At 62.2% G+C, this 16,052-nt stretch carries 12 protein-coding genes, 4 tRNA genes and 1 pseudogene; all 17 read right to left on the bottom strand.

The genetic code is table 11. The features are described from left to right. Positions 1-840 (bottom strand): GTP-binding protein (locus tag BIS11_RS01555; protein ID WP_253585680.1); only part of this gene is annotated, 840 nt, incomplete at its 3' end. A 151-nt stretch (positions 841-991) separates the two neighbouring features. Further along, positions 992-1,462, bottom strand: a complete 471-nt coding sequence (rpsG, locus tag BIS11_RS01560; RefSeq protein WP_016915771.1) for a 30S ribosomal protein S7 — start codon at positions 1,460-1,462, stop codon at positions 992-994. Positions 1,463-1,579: 117 nt separating this feature from the next. Beyond that, complete coding sequence (gene rpsL / locus BIS11_RS01565) at positions 1,580-1,954, bottom strand: 30S ribosomal protein S12 (RefSeq protein WP_106374972.1); 375 nt, start codon at positions 1,952-1,954, stop codon at positions 1,580-1,582. 185 nt (positions 1,955-2,139) lie between these two features. After that, the gene (gene rpoC, locus BIS11_RS01570) at positions 2,140-6,354 is read right to left on the bottom strand and encodes a DNA-directed RNA polymerase subunit beta' (protein WP_253419215.1); all 4,215 of its coding nucleotides are present in this window, start codon (positions 6,352-6,354) and stop codon (positions 2,140-2,142) included. A 10-nt stretch (positions 6,355-6,364) separates the two neighbouring features. Then, entirely contained in the window at positions 6,365-10,441 is a 4,077-nt protein-coding gene (rpoB, locus tag BIS11_RS01575; RefSeq protein ID WP_253419217.1) for a DNA-directed RNA polymerase subunit beta, read from the bottom strand. Between the two features lie 327 nt (positions 10,442-10,768). Next, positions 10,769-11,140 carry a 50S ribosomal protein L7/L12 gene (gene rplL / locus BIS11_RS01580; RefSeq protein WP_253419219.1) on the bottom strand — a complete coding sequence of 124 codons (372 nt, stop codon included), beginning with the start codon at positions 11,138-11,140 and terminating at the stop codon, positions 10,769-10,771. Between the two features lie 84 nt (positions 11,141-11,224). Continuing rightward, the gene (rplJ, locus tag BIS11_RS01585) at positions 11,225-11,728 is read right to left on the bottom strand and encodes a 50S ribosomal protein L10 (RefSeq protein WP_227389100.1); all 504 of its coding nucleotides are present in this window, start codon (positions 11,726-11,728) and stop codon (positions 11,225-11,227) included. 297 nt (positions 11,729-12,025) lie between these two features. Continuing rightward, a complete protein-coding gene (gene rplA, locus BIS11_RS01590) occupies positions 12,026-12,718 on the bottom strand; it encodes a 50S ribosomal protein L1 (protein ID WP_253419221.1) in 693 nt (230 codons plus the stop codon). 2 nt (positions 12,719-12,720) lie between these two features. Then, positions 12,721-13,152: a 50S ribosomal protein L11 gene (gene rplK / locus BIS11_RS01595; protein WP_227389102.1), complete on the bottom strand. Its 432-nt coding sequence runs from the start codon at positions 13,150-13,152 to the stop codon at positions 12,721-12,723. A 156-nt stretch (positions 13,153-13,308) separates the two neighbouring features. After that, positions 13,309-13,842 (bottom strand): transcription termination/antitermination protein NusG, encoded by a 534-nt coding sequence (gene nusG / locus BIS11_RS01600; RefSeq protein WP_227389103.1) that lies wholly within the window; start codon positions 13,840-13,842, stop codon positions 13,309-13,311. Between the two features lie 8 nt (positions 13,843-13,850). Then, positions 13,851-14,234 carry a preprotein translocase subunit SecE gene (gene secE, locus BIS11_RS01605; RefSeq protein WP_253419223.1) on the bottom strand — a complete coding sequence of 128 codons (384 nt, stop codon included), beginning with the start codon at positions 14,232-14,234 and terminating at the stop codon, positions 13,851-13,853. A 73-nt stretch (positions 14,235-14,307) separates the two neighbouring features. Beyond that, positions 14,308-14,383, bottom strand: a tRNA-Trp gene (locus tag BIS11_RS01610). A 148-nt stretch (positions 14,384-14,531) separates the two neighbouring features. Then, positions 14,532-14,606: transfer RNA gene (locus tag BIS11_RS01615), tRNA-Thr, on the bottom strand. 21 nt (positions 14,607-14,627) lie between these two features. Further along, positions 14,628-14,701, bottom strand: a tRNA-Gly gene (locus BIS11_RS01620). A 107-nt stretch (positions 14,702-14,808) separates the two neighbouring features. Further along, positions 14,809-14,892 (bottom strand) — tRNA-Tyr (locus tag BIS11_RS01625). Between the two features lie 118 nt (positions 14,893-15,010). Continuing rightward, positions 15,011-15,850, bottom strand: coding sequence for a type III pantothenate kinase (locus BIS11_RS01630; protein ID WP_227389105.1), 840 nt, complete (start codon positions 15,848-15,850; stop codon positions 15,011-15,013). Further along, positions 15,847-16,052 (bottom strand): annotated as a pseudogene (locus BIS11_RS01635) (biotin--[acetyl-CoA-carboxylase] ligase); the annotation flags it as partial. The gene BIS11_RS01630 and the pseudogene BIS11_RS01635, both read right to left, overlap by 4 nt.

Raw genomic sequence — 16,052 nt, forward strand, 5'->3', positions numbered from 1 at the left:
ATCCAGAACCGCCTGTACACCCTTGTTCTTGAACGCAGAACCACAGGTGACCAGCACGACTTCGTTGGCGAGGGTGCGCGCGCGCAGACCGGCCTTGATCTCTTCGGTAGACAGATCGCCCTCTTCGAGGTACTTGTCCATCAGCTCTTCGGAGGCTTCGGCCGCGCACTCGACCATCTCTTCGCGGTACTTCTCGGCAGTCTCCTGCAGCTCGGCCGGAATGTCGACGAGCTCGAAGTTCATGCCCAGGCTCTCTTCGTCCCACAGGATCGCTTTCATCTCGATCAGGTCGACGACGCCCTTGAAGTCCTCTTCCGTACCCCAGTTGATCTGGATCGGCACGGCGTTGGCGCCCAGGCGATCCTTCAGCTGGTCGACGACCATGAAGAAATCGGCACCGGTACGGTCCATCTTGTTGACGAAGACCATGCGCGGTACTTCGTACTTGTTGGCCTGACGCCATACGGTCTCGGTCTGCGGCTGAACGCCGGAGGAACCGCACAGTACAACGACCGCGCCATCGAGAACACGCAGCGAACGCTCGACTTCGATGGTGAAGTCGACGTGCCCGGGGGTGTCGATGATGTTGATGCGGTGCTCGTCGAACTGCTTGGCCATGCCCTGCCAGAAACAGGTGGTCGCAGCGGACGTGATGGTGATACCACGCTCCTGCTCCTGCTCCATCCAGTCCATGGTCGCCGCGCCGTCATGCACTTCGCCTACCTTGTGGGACAGGCCGGTGTAGAACAGAACGCGTTCGGTCGTCGTGGTTTTACCCGCGTCGACGTGGGCGACGATACCGATGTTGCGATAACGCTTTAGTGGAGTCTTGCGTGCCACGGTGAAACTCCCGTTAGTTGGCGATGCTTTCCAATCCTGCGACTTTCTTCATGCCACCGCCGCCATCACGAAGATAGCGGCGGCGGGCTGCGTCAAGCGCCCTGGGCGCGCGCAGCGGGCTGAAGAAAGCCCACACTCAGCAGCGCCGAGTTTAGAAACGATAGTGAGAGAAGGCCTTGTTGGCTTCCGCCATACGGTGCACGTCTTCACGCTTCTTAACTGCAGAGCCCTTGCCTTCGGCGGCGTCCAGCATTTCGCCAGCCAGGCGTTGAACCATCGTTTTTTCACCGCGACGACGCGCAGCATCCACCAGCCAACGCATGGCCAGTGCCTGACGGCGAGACGGACGAACTTCAACCGGCACCTGATAGGTCGCACCACCGACGCGGCGCGACTTCACTTCGACCATCGGCTGGATGGTTTCCAGCGCCTTGTCGAAGATTTCCAGCGGCTCTTCTTTACTACGCTCGGCAACCTTGTCCAACGCACCGTACACGATGCGCTCAGCTACGGACTTCTTGCCGCTGACCATCAGGTGGTTCATGAACTTCGCCAGGCGCTCACTTCCGAACTTCGGATCCGGCAGGATTTCGCGTTTGGCTACAACTCTTCTTCTAGGCATGATAAGCCCTCGATTAAGGATCCTTCAGGTAAACCCGGGACTTATCAGCGCCTTGCAGCGTTGCCCGACCTTACTCTTATCAGACCAGCAAATTTCGTGTGAAAGAGAGCGGAAGTCTTAGGACTTCGGCTTCTTGGTACCGTACTTGGAACGACCCTGTTTACGGTTCTGGACACCGGAGGTGTCGAGCGCGCCGCGAACGGTGTGATAACGCACACCGGGCAAGTCCTTTACGCGACCGCCGCGGATCAGAACAACGGAGTGTTCCTGCAGGTTGTGACCTTCACCACCGATGTAGGAAGAGACTTCGAACCCGTTGGTCAGGCGCACACGGCAAACCTTACGCAGGGCCGAGTTCGGCTTCTTCGGGGTGGTGGTGTAGACGCGGGTGCAAACGCCGCGTTTTTGCGGGCAAGCTTGCAGCGCGGGCACGTCACTCTTGGTGACGGGGCGCTTGCGCGGCTTGCGCACTAGCTGATTGATCGTTGCCATGGTGTTTAGCTGACTCCAATGGTTGCCTTGGCCTTCTCGTGGTTGCGGGCGCACCCACCCCACTGTTAAAGGCTGCGCATTCTAATGGCTGGTCCCGGGCGACGTCAAGTCTTGCCGGCGTTTTCGCCGGCAAGACCGTGCCCGAAGCCAGACGGTGGGGCGCCTGCCCCGCCTGGGCCCGACGCTTACAGCTCGTCGTCGGTATCCAGGGCGGTGAGCTGGGCGCCCAGTTCCTGCTCCACCTCGGTCGCCGAGGGGGTGAACAGGCGCTCGACGTCTTCGCGCTTGCGACGACGCTCGGCGTGGTGGGTCAGACCGGTACCTGCCGGAATCAGACGTCCTACCACCACGTTTTCCTTCAGGCCGCGCAGGTAGTCGCGCTTGCCGGTGACCGCCGCTTCGGTCAGCACGCGGGTCGTTTCCTGGAACGAGGCCGCGGAGATGAACGACTCGGTCGCCAGGCTCGCCTTGGTGATACCCAGCAGCAGACGCTGGTACTTGGCCGGGAACTTGCCTTCCTTCTCCAGGCGTTCGTTCTGCTCGAGCACGCGCACGAGCTCCGCCTGGTCGCCGGTGATGAAGTCGGAATCACCGGAGTCGGTGATCTCGACCTTGCGCAGCATCTGACGCACGATCACTTCGATGTGCTTGTCGTTGATGCCTACGCCCTGCAGACGGTAGACGTCCTGCACTTCGGCGGTGATGTACTTGGCCAGCTCCGCGACACCCAGAAGACGCAGGATGTCGTGCGGGTTGCTCGGGCCATCGGAGATGACCTCGCCCTTCTCGACGCTCTCGCCTTCGAACACGGCGATCTGGCGCCACTTGGGAATCAGCGCCTCGAAGGGATCGCCGGATTCCGGAGTGATCGTCAGACGACGCTTGCCCTTGGTCTCCTTGCCGAAGCTCACCACACCGCTGATCTCGGCGAGAATCGACGACTCCTTCGGCTTGCGCGCCTCGAACAGGTCCGCCACGCGGGGCAGACCCCCCGTGATGTCCTTGTTGCCGGATGCCTCGACCGGGATACGGGCGACGACCTCACCCACGCCGATGGTCGAGCCATCGTCCACGGAGATGATCGAGTTGCCCGGCAGCAGGTACTGCACCGGCGTGTTGGAGCCGGAAACCGAGACGTACTCGCCGGCGGCGTCCTGCAGCATGACCATCGGGCGCTTGTCGCGGCCGGCCATCGGGCGCGCCGCGGACTCGATCACCTCGATGGAGGAGAGACCGGTCATCTCGTCGACGGAGCGGTGCATGGTGACACCCTCGTCGAGGTCGATGAACTGCGCCTTGCCTTCCACTTCGGCGATGATCGGGTGGGTGTGCGGGTCCCACTTGGCCACGGTGGCGCCGGCATCGACGACGTCGCCGTCGCGTACCGAAAGCTCGGCACCGTAAGGCAGCTTGTAGTACTCGCGCTCGCGGCCGTGCTCGTCGGCGACCGCCAGGGCGCTGGAGCGAGAGACCACGACCAGCTTGCCGTCACTGCGCTCGACGTGCTTGATGTTGTGCAGGCGCACCTTGCCACCGTGCTTGACCTGGACGCTGTCCACCGCGGACGAACGCGAGGCCGCGCCGCCGATGTGGAACGTCCGCATGGTCAGCTGGGTACCCGGCTCACCGATGGACTGCGCGGCGATGACGCCGACGGACTCGCCGATGTTGACCTGATGACCACGGGCCAGATCGCGACCGTAGCAGGAGGAGCAGACGCCGTGCGCGGTGTCACAGGTGATCGTCGAACGCACGATGATCTCGTCCACGCCCATGGTGTCGAGATCGGCACACCACTTCTCGTCGAGCAGCGTGTTGCGCGCGATCAGCACTTCCTCGGTGCTCGGGTCGACGACATCCTGGGCGACCACGCGACCGAGCACGCGCTGGGACAGCGGTACGATGATGTCGCCACCCTCGATGATCGGGTGCAGCGTCAGACCGTTCTCGGTGCCGCAATCGACCTCGGTGATCACCAGATCCTGGGCCACGTCGACCAGACGACGGGTCAGGTAACCGGAGTTCGCCGTCTTCAGTGCCGTATCCGCCAGACCCTTACGCGCGCCGTGGGTCGAGATGAAGTACTGGAGTACGTTCAGACCTTCACGGAAGTTGGCGACGATCGGCGTCTCGATGATCGAGCCATCGGGCTTGGCCATCAGGCCACGCATACCGGCGAGCTGACGAATCTGGGCAGCAGAGCCACGGGCACCGGAGTCGGCCATGATGAAGACGCTGTTGAACGAGTCCTGTTCGACCTCGTTGCCGTCGCGATCCACCACGGTCTCTTTCGAGATGCCGGTCATCATCGCCTTGGCCACCTTGTCGTTGGCCTTGGACCAGATATCGATGACCTTGTTGTACTTCTCGCCCGCGGTCACGAGACCCGAGGAGAACTGGTCCTCGATCTCCTTGACCTCGGCTTCCGCCGCCTCGACGATCTCGGTCTTGGCTTCCGGGATGACGAAGTCGTTGACGCCGATGGAGGCGCCGGACCAGGTCGCCAGGCGGAAACCGGTGTACATCAGCTGGTCGGCGAAGATCACCGTGGGCTTGAGCCCGGAGCGGCGGTACACCTCGTTGATCAGCCCGGAGATCGCCTTCTTCTTCATCGGCTTGTCGATGAGCTCGAAGGGCACGCCTTCCGGCAGGATGCGGAACAGCAGGGCACGACCGACGGTGGTATCAAAGATGGAGCGCTTGTCGCTGCGCTCACCGCTCTCCTCATCGATCACCACCTCGTCCAGACGCACCTTGATGCGGGCGTGCAGTGAGACGCTCTGGGTGCCGAAGGCGCGCTCGACCTCGTTGAGGTCCGAGAACACCATGCCTTCGCCCTTGGCGTTGATCTTCTCGCGGGTCATGTAGTAAAGACCCAGCACCACGTCCTGGGACGGCACGATGATCGGCTCGCCGTTGGCCGGCGACAGCACGTTGTTGGTGGCCATCATCAGCGCGCGGGCTTCGAGCTGGGCTTCCAGGGTCAGCGGTACGTGGACCGCCATCTGGTCACCGTCGAAGTCGGCGTTGTAGGCGGCACACACCAGCGGGTGCAGCTGGATCGCCTTGCCTTCGATCAGAAGCGGCTCGAACGCCTGGATACCCAGACGGTGCAGCGTGGGCGCACGGTTCAGAAGCACCGGATGCTCGCGGATGACGTCGGCGAGGATGTCCCACACCTCGGGAAGTTCGCGCTCGACCATCTTCTTGGCGGCCTTGATCGTGGACGCGTGGCCCAGCGACTGGAGCTTCGAGTAGATGAACGGCTTGAACAGCTCCAGCGCCATCTTCTTCGGCAGACCGCACTGGTGCAGGCGCAGGGTCGGGCCGACGGTGATGACCGAACGACCGGAGTAGTCGACGCGCTTGCCCAGAAGGTTCTGACGAAAACGCCCCTGCTTGCCCTTGATCATGTCGGCGAGCGACTTCAGCGGGCGCTTGTTGGAACCGGTGATGGCCCGACCGCGACGGCCGTTGTCCAGCAGCGCATCGACCGCTTCCTGCAGCATGCGCTTTTCGTTGCGCACGATGATGTCCGGCGCGTTCAGATCGAGCAGGCGCTTGAGACGGTTGTTGCGGTTGATCACGCGGCGGTACAGGTCGTTCAGATCCGACGTCGCGAAGCGGCCGCCATCGAGCGGTACCAGCGGGCGCAGATCCGGCGGCAGCACCGGCAGCACTTCCATGACCATCCACGCCGGCGCGTTGCCGGAGTGGTAGAAGGCCTCGAGCAGCTTCAGGCGCTTGGAGAGCTTCTTGATCTTGGTTTCGGAGTTGGTCTGCGGAATCTCTTCGCGCAGCGTGTTGATCTCCTCCTCCAGATCGATGTCCTTGAGAAGCTCCTGCACGGCTTCGGCACCCATGCGGGCGTCGAAGTCGTCGCCGAACTCTTCGAGCGCCTCGAAGTACTGCTCGTCGTTGAGAAGCTGACCACGCTCGAGGGTGGTCATGCCCGGATCGATCACCACAAACGATTCGAAGTAGAGCACGCGCTCGATATCACGCAGGGTCATGTCCAGGAACATGCCGATACGCGAGGGCAGCGACTTCAGAAACCAGATGTGGGCAACCGGGCTCGCAAGCTCGATGTGGCCCATGCGCTCGCGGCGCACGGCGGCCTTGGTGACTTCGACGCCACACTTCTCGCAGATGATGCCGCGGTGCTTCATGCGCTTGTACTTGCCGCACAGGCACTCGTAGTCCTTGACCGGGCCGAAGATCTTGGCGCAGAACAGGCCATCACGCTCCGGCTTGAAGGTCCGGTAGTTGATGGTCTCGGGCTTCTTCACCTCGCCGAACGACCAGGAGCGAATCATGTCCGGCGACGCAAGCGTGATCTTGATCGCGTCGAACTCTTCGGACTGAGACTGCGATTTGAGTACTTTCACCAAATCTTTCATTGGACGGCTCCTAGCTCTCTAACTCGATATCGATGCCCAGCGAGCGGATTTCCTTCACGAGCACGTTGAAGGATTCCGGCATGCCTGCCTGCATGGTGTGGTCGCCATCCACGATGTTCTTGTACATCTTGGTGCGGCCTTCGACGTCGTCCGACTTGACGGTGAGCATCTCTTGTAGCGTGTACGCCGCGCCGTAAGCCTCGAGCGCCCACACTTCCATTTCACCGAAGCGCTGACCACCGAACTGCGCCTTGCCGCCCAGCGGCTGCTGGGTGACCAGCGAGTACGAGCCGGTGGAGCGTGCGTGCATCTTGTCATCGACCAGGTGGTTGAGCTTCAGCATGTACATGTAGCCCACGGTCACCGGACGATCGAAGGCGTCACCGGTACGGCCATCGTAGAGCTTCATCTGGCCGGACTCGGGGATGTCCGCGAGCTTCAACAGGTGCTTGATCTCGTGCTCCTTGGCACCGTCGAACACCGGCGTGGCCATCGGTACGCCACCCTTGAGGTTCTTCGCCAGCGCAATGACTTCGTCATCGGACAGCGAGTCGATGTCCTCGAGGCGCGTGCCCGGAGTGTTGTACACCTGGCCCAGGAAGTCGCGAATCTCGGCGACCTGCTGGTCGCGGGCATCGCGCAGCATGGCGTCGATCTTCACGCCCAGACCGCGAGCCGCCATGCCCAGGTGTGTTTCCAGGATCTGGCCCACGTTCATGCGCGACGGTACGCCCAGCGGGTTGAGCACCACGTCGACCGGTTCGCCCTTCTCGTCGAACGGCATGTCCTCGATCGGCATGATCGCCGAGATAACACCCTTGTTACCGTGACGACCGGCCATCTTGTCACCCGGCTGGATGCGACGCTTGACCGCCATGTAGACCTTGACGATCTTGAGCACGCCCGGTGCGAGGTCGTCGCCCTGGGTGAGCTTGCGCTTCTTGTCTTCGAAACGCTCGTCCATCTCCTTGCGACGGTTCTCGAGCTGCTCGTCGGCCTGAGCGAGGAGTTCGTTGAACGACTCGTCCTGCATGCGCAGCTTGAACCACTGCTGACGCGGCAGCTCCTCCAGGTAGGACTCGCTCAGCACGTCGCCCTTCTTGAGCTGCGGGCCACCGTTGACCGCCTGACCGTCGAGGGTGCGCTTGAGGCGCTCGAAGGTCGCGTCTTCGGCGATGCGGTAGGTCTCCTGGAGATCCTTGCGCACCTCGTCGAGCTGCATCTGCTCGATGGAGAGTGCGCGGGAGTCCTTCTCGACGCCGTCGCGGGTGAAGACCTGCACGTCGATGACGGTACCCTTCATGCCGGTCGGGGCACGCAGGGAGGTGTCCTTCACGTCACTGGCCTTCTCGCCGAAGATCGCACGCAGCAGTTTTTCTTCCGGCGTCAGCTGGGTTTCACCCTTCGGCGTGACCTTGCCGACCAGGATGTCGCCGGGGCCGACTTCGGCACCGATGTAGACGACACCCGCCTCGTCCAGCTTGCCCAGCGCCGATTCGCCGACGTTGGGGATGTCCGAGGTGATCTCTTCCGGGCCGAGCTTGGTGTCGCGCGACACGCAGGTCAGCTCCTGGATGTGGATCGTGGTGAAACGGTCTTCCTGGACCACGCGCTCGGAGAGCAGGATGGAGTCCTCGAAGTTGTAGCCGTTCCAGGGCATGAACGCGATGCGCATGTTCTGGCCGAGTGCCAGATCTCCCATGTCGACGGACGGACCGTCGGCGAGGATGTCGCCGCGCGCAACGTTGTCGCCGGGGCGCACGATCGGGCGCTGGTTCATGCAGGTGTTCTGGTTCGAACGGGTGTACTTGGTCAGGTTGTAGATGTCGACCCCGGCTTCACCGCCGATGATCTCGTCTTCGTTGACTCGGACCACCACGCGCCGCGCGTCGACGGAGTCGATCACGCCGCCGCGCCGTGCCACGGCGCACACGCCGGAGTCGCGCGCCACGAAGCGCTCCATGCCGGTACCCACGAGCGGTTTGTCGGCGCGCAGGGTGGGAACGGCCTGACGCTGCATGTTCGCGCCCATCAATGCGCGGTTGGCGTCATCGTGCTCGAGGAACGGGATCAGGGCCGCGGCCACGGAGACGACCTGACGCGGGGAGACGTCCATCAGCGTCACCTGCTCGGGGCGCATGAAGGTGGTCTCGCCACGGTGGCGTACCTGGACCAGGTCATCGGTGAGCTGGTTGGCTTCGTTGACCGCCGCCGAGGCCTGGGCGATGACGAAGTCGCCCTCCTCGATCGCCGAGAGATGGACGATGTCGTCGGTGACTTGACCCGCGTTCACCTTGCGGTACGGCGTCTCGAGGAAGCCGTAGCTGTTGGTGTGGCTGTAGGTCGCCAGCGAGTTGATCAGACCGATGTTCGGACCTTCCGGCGTCTCGATCGGGCACAGGCGACCGTAGTGCGTGGCGTGAACGTCGCGCACCTCGAAGCCGGCGCGCTCGCGGGTCAGACCGCCCGGGCCGAGCGCGGAGACACGACGCTTGTGCGTGACTTCCGACAGCGGGTTGTTCTGGTCCATGAACTGGGAGAGCTGGCTCGAGCCGAAGAACTCCTTCACCGCCGCCGCGACCGGCTTGGCGTTGATCAGGTCCTGGGGCATCAGGCCTTCGCTCTCGGCCATGGACAGACGCTCTTTCACCGCGCGCTCGACGCGCACGAGGCCCACGCGGAACTGGTTTTCCGCCATCTCGCCGACGCAGCGGATACGACGGTTGCCCAGGTGGTCGATGTCGTCGACGTCGCCGAAGCCGTTACGGATGTTGATCAGCTCGCGCAGCACATCGAGGATGTCCTTGCGGTCGAGCACGCCGGAGCCGGTGTCGGATTCACGACGCAGGCGACGGTTGAACTTCATCCGGCCGACACCGGAGAGATCGTAGCGATCTTCGGTGAAGAACAGGTTGTGGAACAGCGTTTCGGCGGCTTCCTTGGTGGGCGGCTCGCCGGGGCGCATCATGCGGTAGATCTCGACGAGCGCCTCGAGCTGCGACCCGGTGGTGTCGAGCTTCAAGGTGTCGGAGATGAACGAACCGCAGTCGAGATCGTTGGTGTAGAGCGTCTCGATGCGCGTGATGCCGCCTTCGGCCATGCGCTCGAGCACTTCCGGGGTGATCTCGGTGTTGCAGGCCACGATCAGCTCGCCGGTCTTGGCGTCGATCTGATCCTTGGCCAGGGTCTTGCCGTAGAGGTACTCCATCGGCACTTCCAGACGCTCGAGACCGGCCTTTTCGAGCTGGCGGATGTGCTTCTGGGTGATCCGGCGGCCTTCCTCGACGATGATCTCGCCGCTGCCATCCTTGATGTCGAAGGTGGCGGTGTCACCGCGCAGGCGCGACGGCACGAGCTCCACGGAGAAGCCGGACTTCTCGATGTGGAACACGCTGGTGTCGAAGAACTCGTCGAGGATCTCCTCGGCGCTCATGCCGAGCGCACGCATCAGCACGGACGCCGGCAGCTTGCGGCGACGGTCGATACGCACGAACACGTTGTCCTTCGGGTCGAACTCGAAGTCGAGCCAGGAGCCACGGTAAGGAATCACGCGAGCAGAGTACAAGAGCTTGCCGGACGAGTGGCTCTTGCCCTTGTCATGATCGAAGAACACACCGGGCGAGCGGTGGAGCTGGGAGACGATTACCCGCTCGGTACCGTTGATCACGAAGGTACCGTTCTCGGTCATCAGGGGGATTTCCCCCATGTAGACTTCCTGCTCCTTGATGTCCTTGATGGCCTTGTTCGACGAGTCGCGATCGTAGATGATCAAGCGAACCTTCACGCGCAGCGGTGCCGAATAGGTCACGCCGCGCAGCTGGCACTCCTTCACGTCGAACGCCGGCGTGCCGAAGCGATAGCTCACGTACTCGAGGGCGGCGTTGCCGGAAAAGCTCTCGATCGGGAACACCGACTTGAACGCCGCGTGCAGGCCGACTTCGTGACGCTCGTCGGGCGAACGGTCCTGCTGGAGAAAGTCGTAGTAGGAATCAAGCTGGATAGCCAGCAGGTAAGGCACATCCATTACTTGGGGCAGTTTGCCGAAATCCTTGCGGATGCGTTTTTTCTCAGTATATGAGTAAGCCATCTGTATTCCCCAGCTTGTTCACCATGGGTGGCCGATGCGTGGTCATCTGCCCCGCGGGCGTCTCAGACGCAGACAGCAAGCTCCAGGACTGGTAGCTCGCCGTCAAAAATCTCGATAGATAACAGTGCTATCGCTGTGCTATCAATGGTCGTCGACCACTGTGCGATACCAAACACCGGTCTTACTGTGTCGCTGCCTTGTGGGCAGCCTTTCTGCATAGCACGTCTCGCCTGGCGATACCAGCTACAACAGAAAAAGGCCGGCAGCGGGAAAGCCCGCCGCCAGCCGTGGAAGCTTACGCTGCGCGTAAGGCCACCGGCACAAGGATTACTTGAGCTCGACGGTTGCGCCTGCTTCTTCCAGCTTCTTCTTGGCCGCTTCAGCGTCGTCCTTGGACATCGCTTCCTTGATGGTGGCCGGTGCGCCGTCGACGGCACCCTTGGCTTCTTTCAGGCCAAGACCGGTGATCTCGCGAACGGCCTTGATGACGTTGACTTTCTTGTCACCGGCAGACGCCAGAACCAGGTCGAATTCGGTCTGCTCTTCGGCAGAGGCTTCGCCACCGCCCGCCGGGCCAGCCATGACGGCTGCCGCTGCAGATACGCCGAACTTCTCTTCCATCGCCTCGATCAGCTCGACAACTTCCATTACGGACATGTCGGCTACAGCATTGATGATATCGTCTTTGGACAGTGCCATTGTTTCATTCCTAACTTTGCGGGAGTCTTAGCGACTCAGGATTCATTGCTCGGTTCGTTTGCCTAGGCGGCGTGCAGAAAGGCCTTAAGCGGCTTCTTCCTGCTTCTGGTCGCGCAGGGCGGCCAGGGTACGAACCAGCTTGCCAGCGGAGGCTTCTTTCATGACCGACATCAACTTGGCGATTGCCTCGTCGTAAGTCGGCAGACTTGCCAGACGGTCGATGTCTGCAGCCGGAATCAGCTCGCCTTCGTAGGCCAGTGCCTTCACTTCGAAGTTCTGCTCGGTCTTGGCGAAATCCTTGAACAGACGAGCGGCAGCGCCCGGATGCTCGGAAGAGAAAGCCAACAGAGTCGGACCAACGAAGCTCTCGTTCAGGCACTCCCATTGAGTGCCCTCGAGGGCGCGGCGTGCCAGGGTGTTGCGAACAACACGCAGCTGGACGCCATTCTCGCGCGCTTGCTTGCGCAGGTCGGTCATTTTACCGACCGTGACACCGCGAGAATCGGCAACTACGACGGAGAGTGCGCCCTTGGCCGCTTCACTCACCTCGGCAACAATCGCTTTCTTGCCTTCAAGTGCTAGTGGCACAGTGATCACTCCTTCGTGCCGGACCCGAAGGGCCCGGTGGTTACCATCTCTTTCGAGGCTGACTGCTCCCCGAAAGCCTTGGGGATGGTGCTCACCAGACAAGCCCTGCTTAAAAAGCATCAACCAACTGGCGGCCACACCATCTGCGCAGGCGCTTTCGCGATTAAGCCGCTTTCGTGACGAACGCGGCACCTGCGGTCTTTGACGGTGCTCCACGCAAGCGTGGAGGACCGCAAAGTTCTTGCTCTTGAATCTACCCTACTGCCTGTGGCGCCATGCGCCAACCACCGATTCGACTTAGACGAAAGCGGAGTGGTCGATGGTCAGACCCGGGCCCATGGTGGTGGACAGGGTCATCTTCTTGAAGTAGATGCCCTTTGAAGAGCTCGGCTTGAGCTTCTTCAGGTCGGCGACCAGCGCTTCCAGGTTACCGGCAACGGCAGAAGCGTCGAAATCGACCTTGCCGAGGGTAGTGTGGATGATACCGTTCTTGTCGGTACGGAAACGTACCTGACCGGCCTTGGCGTTCTTGACCGCGGTGGCGACGTCCGGCGTCACGGTGCCGACTTTCGGGTTCGGCATCAGACCGCGCGGGCCGAGGATCTGACCCAGCTGGCCGACCACGCGCATCGCGTCCGGAGAGGCGATGACCACGTCGAAGTCCATCTGGCCTTTCTTGACCTGCTCGGCCAGATCGTCCATGCCCACGATGTCGGCGCCGGCTTCTTTGGCGGCATCGGCATTGGCACCCTGGGTGAAGACGGCAACGCGCACGTCTTTACCGGTACCGTTGGGCATGACGGTGGCGCCACGCACGACCTGGTCGGATTTACGCGGATCGACGCCCAGGTTGATGGCGATGTCGACGGACTCCTTGAACTTCACGGTGGAGAGCTCGGAGAGCAGTGCCACCGCTTCTTCCAGGGAGTACGCCTTGTTGGAATCTACCTTTTCGCGAATGTTCTTCGCGCGCTTGGTCAGCTTAGCCATGATCAGAGACCCTCCACGTTTAGGCCCATGCTACGAGCGCTACCAGCGATCGTGCGTACCGCAGCGTCGAGATCCGCCGCCGTCATGTCCGGCTCTTTGGTCTTGGCGATCTCTTCGAGCTGCTCGCGGGTCACGGTGCCGACCTTCTTCTTGTTCGGCTCACCGGAACCGGACTTGATGCCAGCCGCTTTCTTCAGCAGCACGGCAGCAGGCGGCGTCTTGGTGACGAACGTGAAGCTGCGGTCGGAGTAGACGGTGATCACGACCGGCGTCGGCAGGCCCGGCTCGATGTCCTGGGTCTCTGCGTTGAACGCCTTGCAGAATTCCATGATGTTCACGCCGTGCTGACCCAGCGCGGGGCCCACGGGCGGACTCGGGTTGGCTTTACCTGCAGCGACCTGCAGCTTGATGTAAGCCTGTACTTTCTTGGCCATGCTGTTTACTCCAGTTGGGTGATAACGCCTTGCGGCTCCCCGGTGTACGTGAAGCGGCAGCGCCGCTTCACATGAAAATCGATGTCAGGCGCCGAGGGCGCGAACCTGCTCGCTGCGCTTTCTCGACTTGCTCTTCTGGACTTACTCTTTCTTGACTTACTCTTTCTCGACCTGGGAGAACTCGAGCTCGACCGGGGTGGCGCGGCCGAAGATTAGCACGCTCACCTGCAGGCGGCTCTTCTCGTAGTTCACCTCTTCGACCACGCCGTTGAAGTCGGCGAACGGCCCGTCGATGACACGCACCGACTGGCCCGGCTCGAACATGGTCTTGGGGCGCGGCTTGTCGGTGCCGTCCTTGACGCGATGCAGGATGGCTTCGGCCTCGCGGGTGGTGATCGGCGCCGGCTTCTCCTTGGTGCCACCGATGAAGCCCATCACGCGGGGCGTCTCGTTGACCAGGTGCCAGGTCTCGTCGACCATCTCCATCTCGACCAGTACGTAGCCGGGGTAGAACTTGCGCTCACTCTTGCGGCGTTTGCCGTCGCGCATTTCGACCACTTCTTCCGTTGGCACCAGGATCTCGCCGAAGCGGTCTTCCATGCCGTGCATTTTCACCCGCTCGATCAGCGAGCGCATCACGTGCTTTTCGAAGCCGGAATAGGCGTGGACGACATACCAACGTTTGGACATGAAAACTCCTAACCGATTACGCCGGACATTGCCCAGCCAAGAAGAGTGTCGATCAACCACAGCATGAGCCCGACCACAAGCACGGCCACCAGCACGATGGCGGTGGTCTGGATGGTCTCGGGACGTGTCGGCCAGACGACGCGCTGGATCTCTTTCTTGGCGCTCACCGCAAGCTCCATCAGCGCACGACCCTTGGTGGTGGTCAGCGCGATCAGACCGGCGCCGGCGCACAGCGCCACGACACCCAGCACGCGGTAGAGAAGCGCGATATCGACGAAATAGGTATTACCGACGACGGCAACGACAAGCAGCGCCACGACTGCCGCCCACTTGAGCCCGTCATGACGCGACTGCTGCACCTCGGCGCCATGTTTTACGGAACTAGGCTTCATAAAAACGAGACTCCTCAGGGTGCAACGAGCGACTTGGAATTCTGGAAAAAAGACATGCCAACCTGGGGAAGGTTGGCAGGCCAGGAGGGAATCGAACCCCCAACCTGCGGTTTTGGAGACCGCTGCTCTGCCAATTGAGCTACTGGCCTGTATCGTCGTGTGCGCAATGACACCTACGCTACAGCGGGCGCCATGGTAGCGGAGAAAGCTCCGCTTGACAACCCTGTCACTTCCACCACCACTCGGGCGTGGCGGCAAAGACGAAAAAAGCGAGCAAAGCCCGCTTTTTCCTGAATATGGAGCTCATGGACGGAATTGAACCGTCGACCTCACCCTTACCAAGGGTGTGCTCTACCCCTGAGCTACATGAGCTAAACACAACAACCGTTCGACTGGAGCGGGCGGCGGGAATCGAACCCGCACCATCAGCTTGGAAGGCTGAGGTTCTACCATTGAACTACGCCCGCTTGATCTATCGAAAATCAAAAACCGGCAAGCTCAACTGAAAACGCGCCTTGCGGCTTTCAACTCCGAACAGCACTGTCGCATTACTGCCATCGTACTGTCGTCGAACTGGTGGAGAGGGAAGGATTCGAACCTTCGAAGCTTTCGCGGCAGATTTACAGTCTGCTCCCTTTGGCCACTCGGGAACCTCTCCATCCGTGGCGGCACATTATGCCAGCCTCCAATTCGGTGTCAAGCTCGATAGTTACTTGATTTATCGTGGCTTGCAGCGCCTGAGCGCTCGTTACCGCCTTGGAACGCGCTGCATTCTGTCAAAGCAGCGCCGAGAATGCAAGCGCTGCGCGAATTTTTTCCAGCGACACCGGTTCAGGCACGCGCGGCGCGCCCGCCAGGCGACCCGCGCGCTCGGCGAAAGTGAGCGGGCAGATCGCCTCGAGCCCGCCGTAGACCATGTCCGGCCACACCGCGTGGGGCACCCGCACCCCGCGCGAGACCACCCGCGCATCGCCCCCGGTCAAGAGCATCGGCAGCGCCACGCCCTGCTGATCGCACACCTCGCTGTAGATACGGTTGATCGCGCTCACCGCCGCCATGTAGATGCCGTGATTCACCGCGTCCACGGTGCGCCGCCCGGGCTCCAGCAGCGCATCGGCTTCGCTGTCCGGGTCGATGGCGACGTTGCGGGTGCCGAGCTTGAGACTCTCCTTCATCAAGCGCAGCCCGGGGATGATGAACCCGCCCAGGTGAGTGCCGCCGGGCAGCACGAAGTCGATGGTGATGGCGCTGCCGCAGTCCACCGCGCAGCAGCCGCCGGCCAGCTGGTAGCCGGCCAGCACGCCCATCCAGCGATCGACGCCCAGCCGGCCCGGCTCGTCGTAACCGTTGATCACCCCGAGCGACTCCGGCAGCGATCGGGCCACGAACACATGGCGCACCTGACGGCGCAAGAGCGCCACCGTGTCGTCGAGCACCGCCGCGCGGGCCACGCTCGAGATGCGTACCGCCTCGACCACGTCGAGGTCCGGGATGTCTGCGCCGGGGCGCCACTCCTCGCGGGTCCACACGGCCCCGCGCGAGCGTATCTCGCTGCTCACCGAGTCCTTGAGGCGCCACTTGGAGAGCGTGTTGCCGATATCCAGATCTAGAATCATGTCCGCCTGCGCACGCTGATCTCACCGCCGGACAGGCGCCGCGCCTGGCCGCCCTCGCTGACCCACAGGTTGCCGCTGTCGTCGACGTCGCCGGCGACCGCCTCGCTCTCCTTCGCGCCCTGGAGAATGCGCACGTCGCTGCCGGCAAAGGCGTGACGGGCGTTCCAGTCGTCGCGCCAGGTAGCGAAGCCGCTCGCCTCGA

This window comes from Halomonas sp. 707D4 (genome assembly GCF_024158685.1).
Classification (GTDB): domain Bacteria; phylum Pseudomonadota; class Gammaproteobacteria; order Pseudomonadales; family Halomonadaceae; genus Vreelandella.

Coding starts and splice junctions, on each gene's coding strand:
- rpsG (WP_016915771.1), bottom strand. CDS start 1,462: ATGCCTAGAAGAAGAGTTGTAGCCAAACGCGAAATCCTGCCGGATCCG.
- rpsL (WP_106374972.1), bottom strand. CDS start 1,954: ATGGCAACGATCAATCAGCTAGTGCGCAAGCCGCGCAAGCGCCCCGTC.
- rpoC (WP_253419215.1), bottom strand. CDS start 6,354: ATGAAAGATTTGGTGAAAGTACTCAAATCGCAGTCTCAGTCCGAAGAG.
- rpoB (WP_253419217.1), bottom strand. CDS start 10,441: ATGGCTTACTCATATACTGAGAAAAAACGCATCCGCAAGGATTTCGGC.
- rplL (WP_253419219.1), bottom strand. CDS start 11,140: ATGGCACTGTCCAAAGACGATATCATCAATGCTGTAGCCGACATGTCC.
- rplA (WP_253419221.1), bottom strand. CDS start 12,718: ATGGCTAAGCTGACCAAGCGCGCGAAGAACATTCGCGAAAAGGTAGAT.
- rplK (WP_227389102.1), bottom strand. CDS start 13,152: ATGGCCAAGAAAGTACAGGCTTACATCAAGCTGCAGGTCGCTGCAGGT.
- nusG (WP_227389103.1), bottom strand. CDS start 13,842: ATGTCCAAACGTTGGTATGTCGTCCACGCCTATTCCGGCTTCGAAAAG.
- secE (WP_253419223.1), bottom strand. CDS start 14,234: ATGAAGCCTAGTTCCGTAAAACATGGCGCCGAGGTGCAGCAGTCGCGT.
- BIS11_RS01630 (WP_227389105.1), bottom strand. CDS start 15,850: ATGATTCTAGATCTGGATATCGGCAACACGCTCTCCAAGTGGCGCCTC.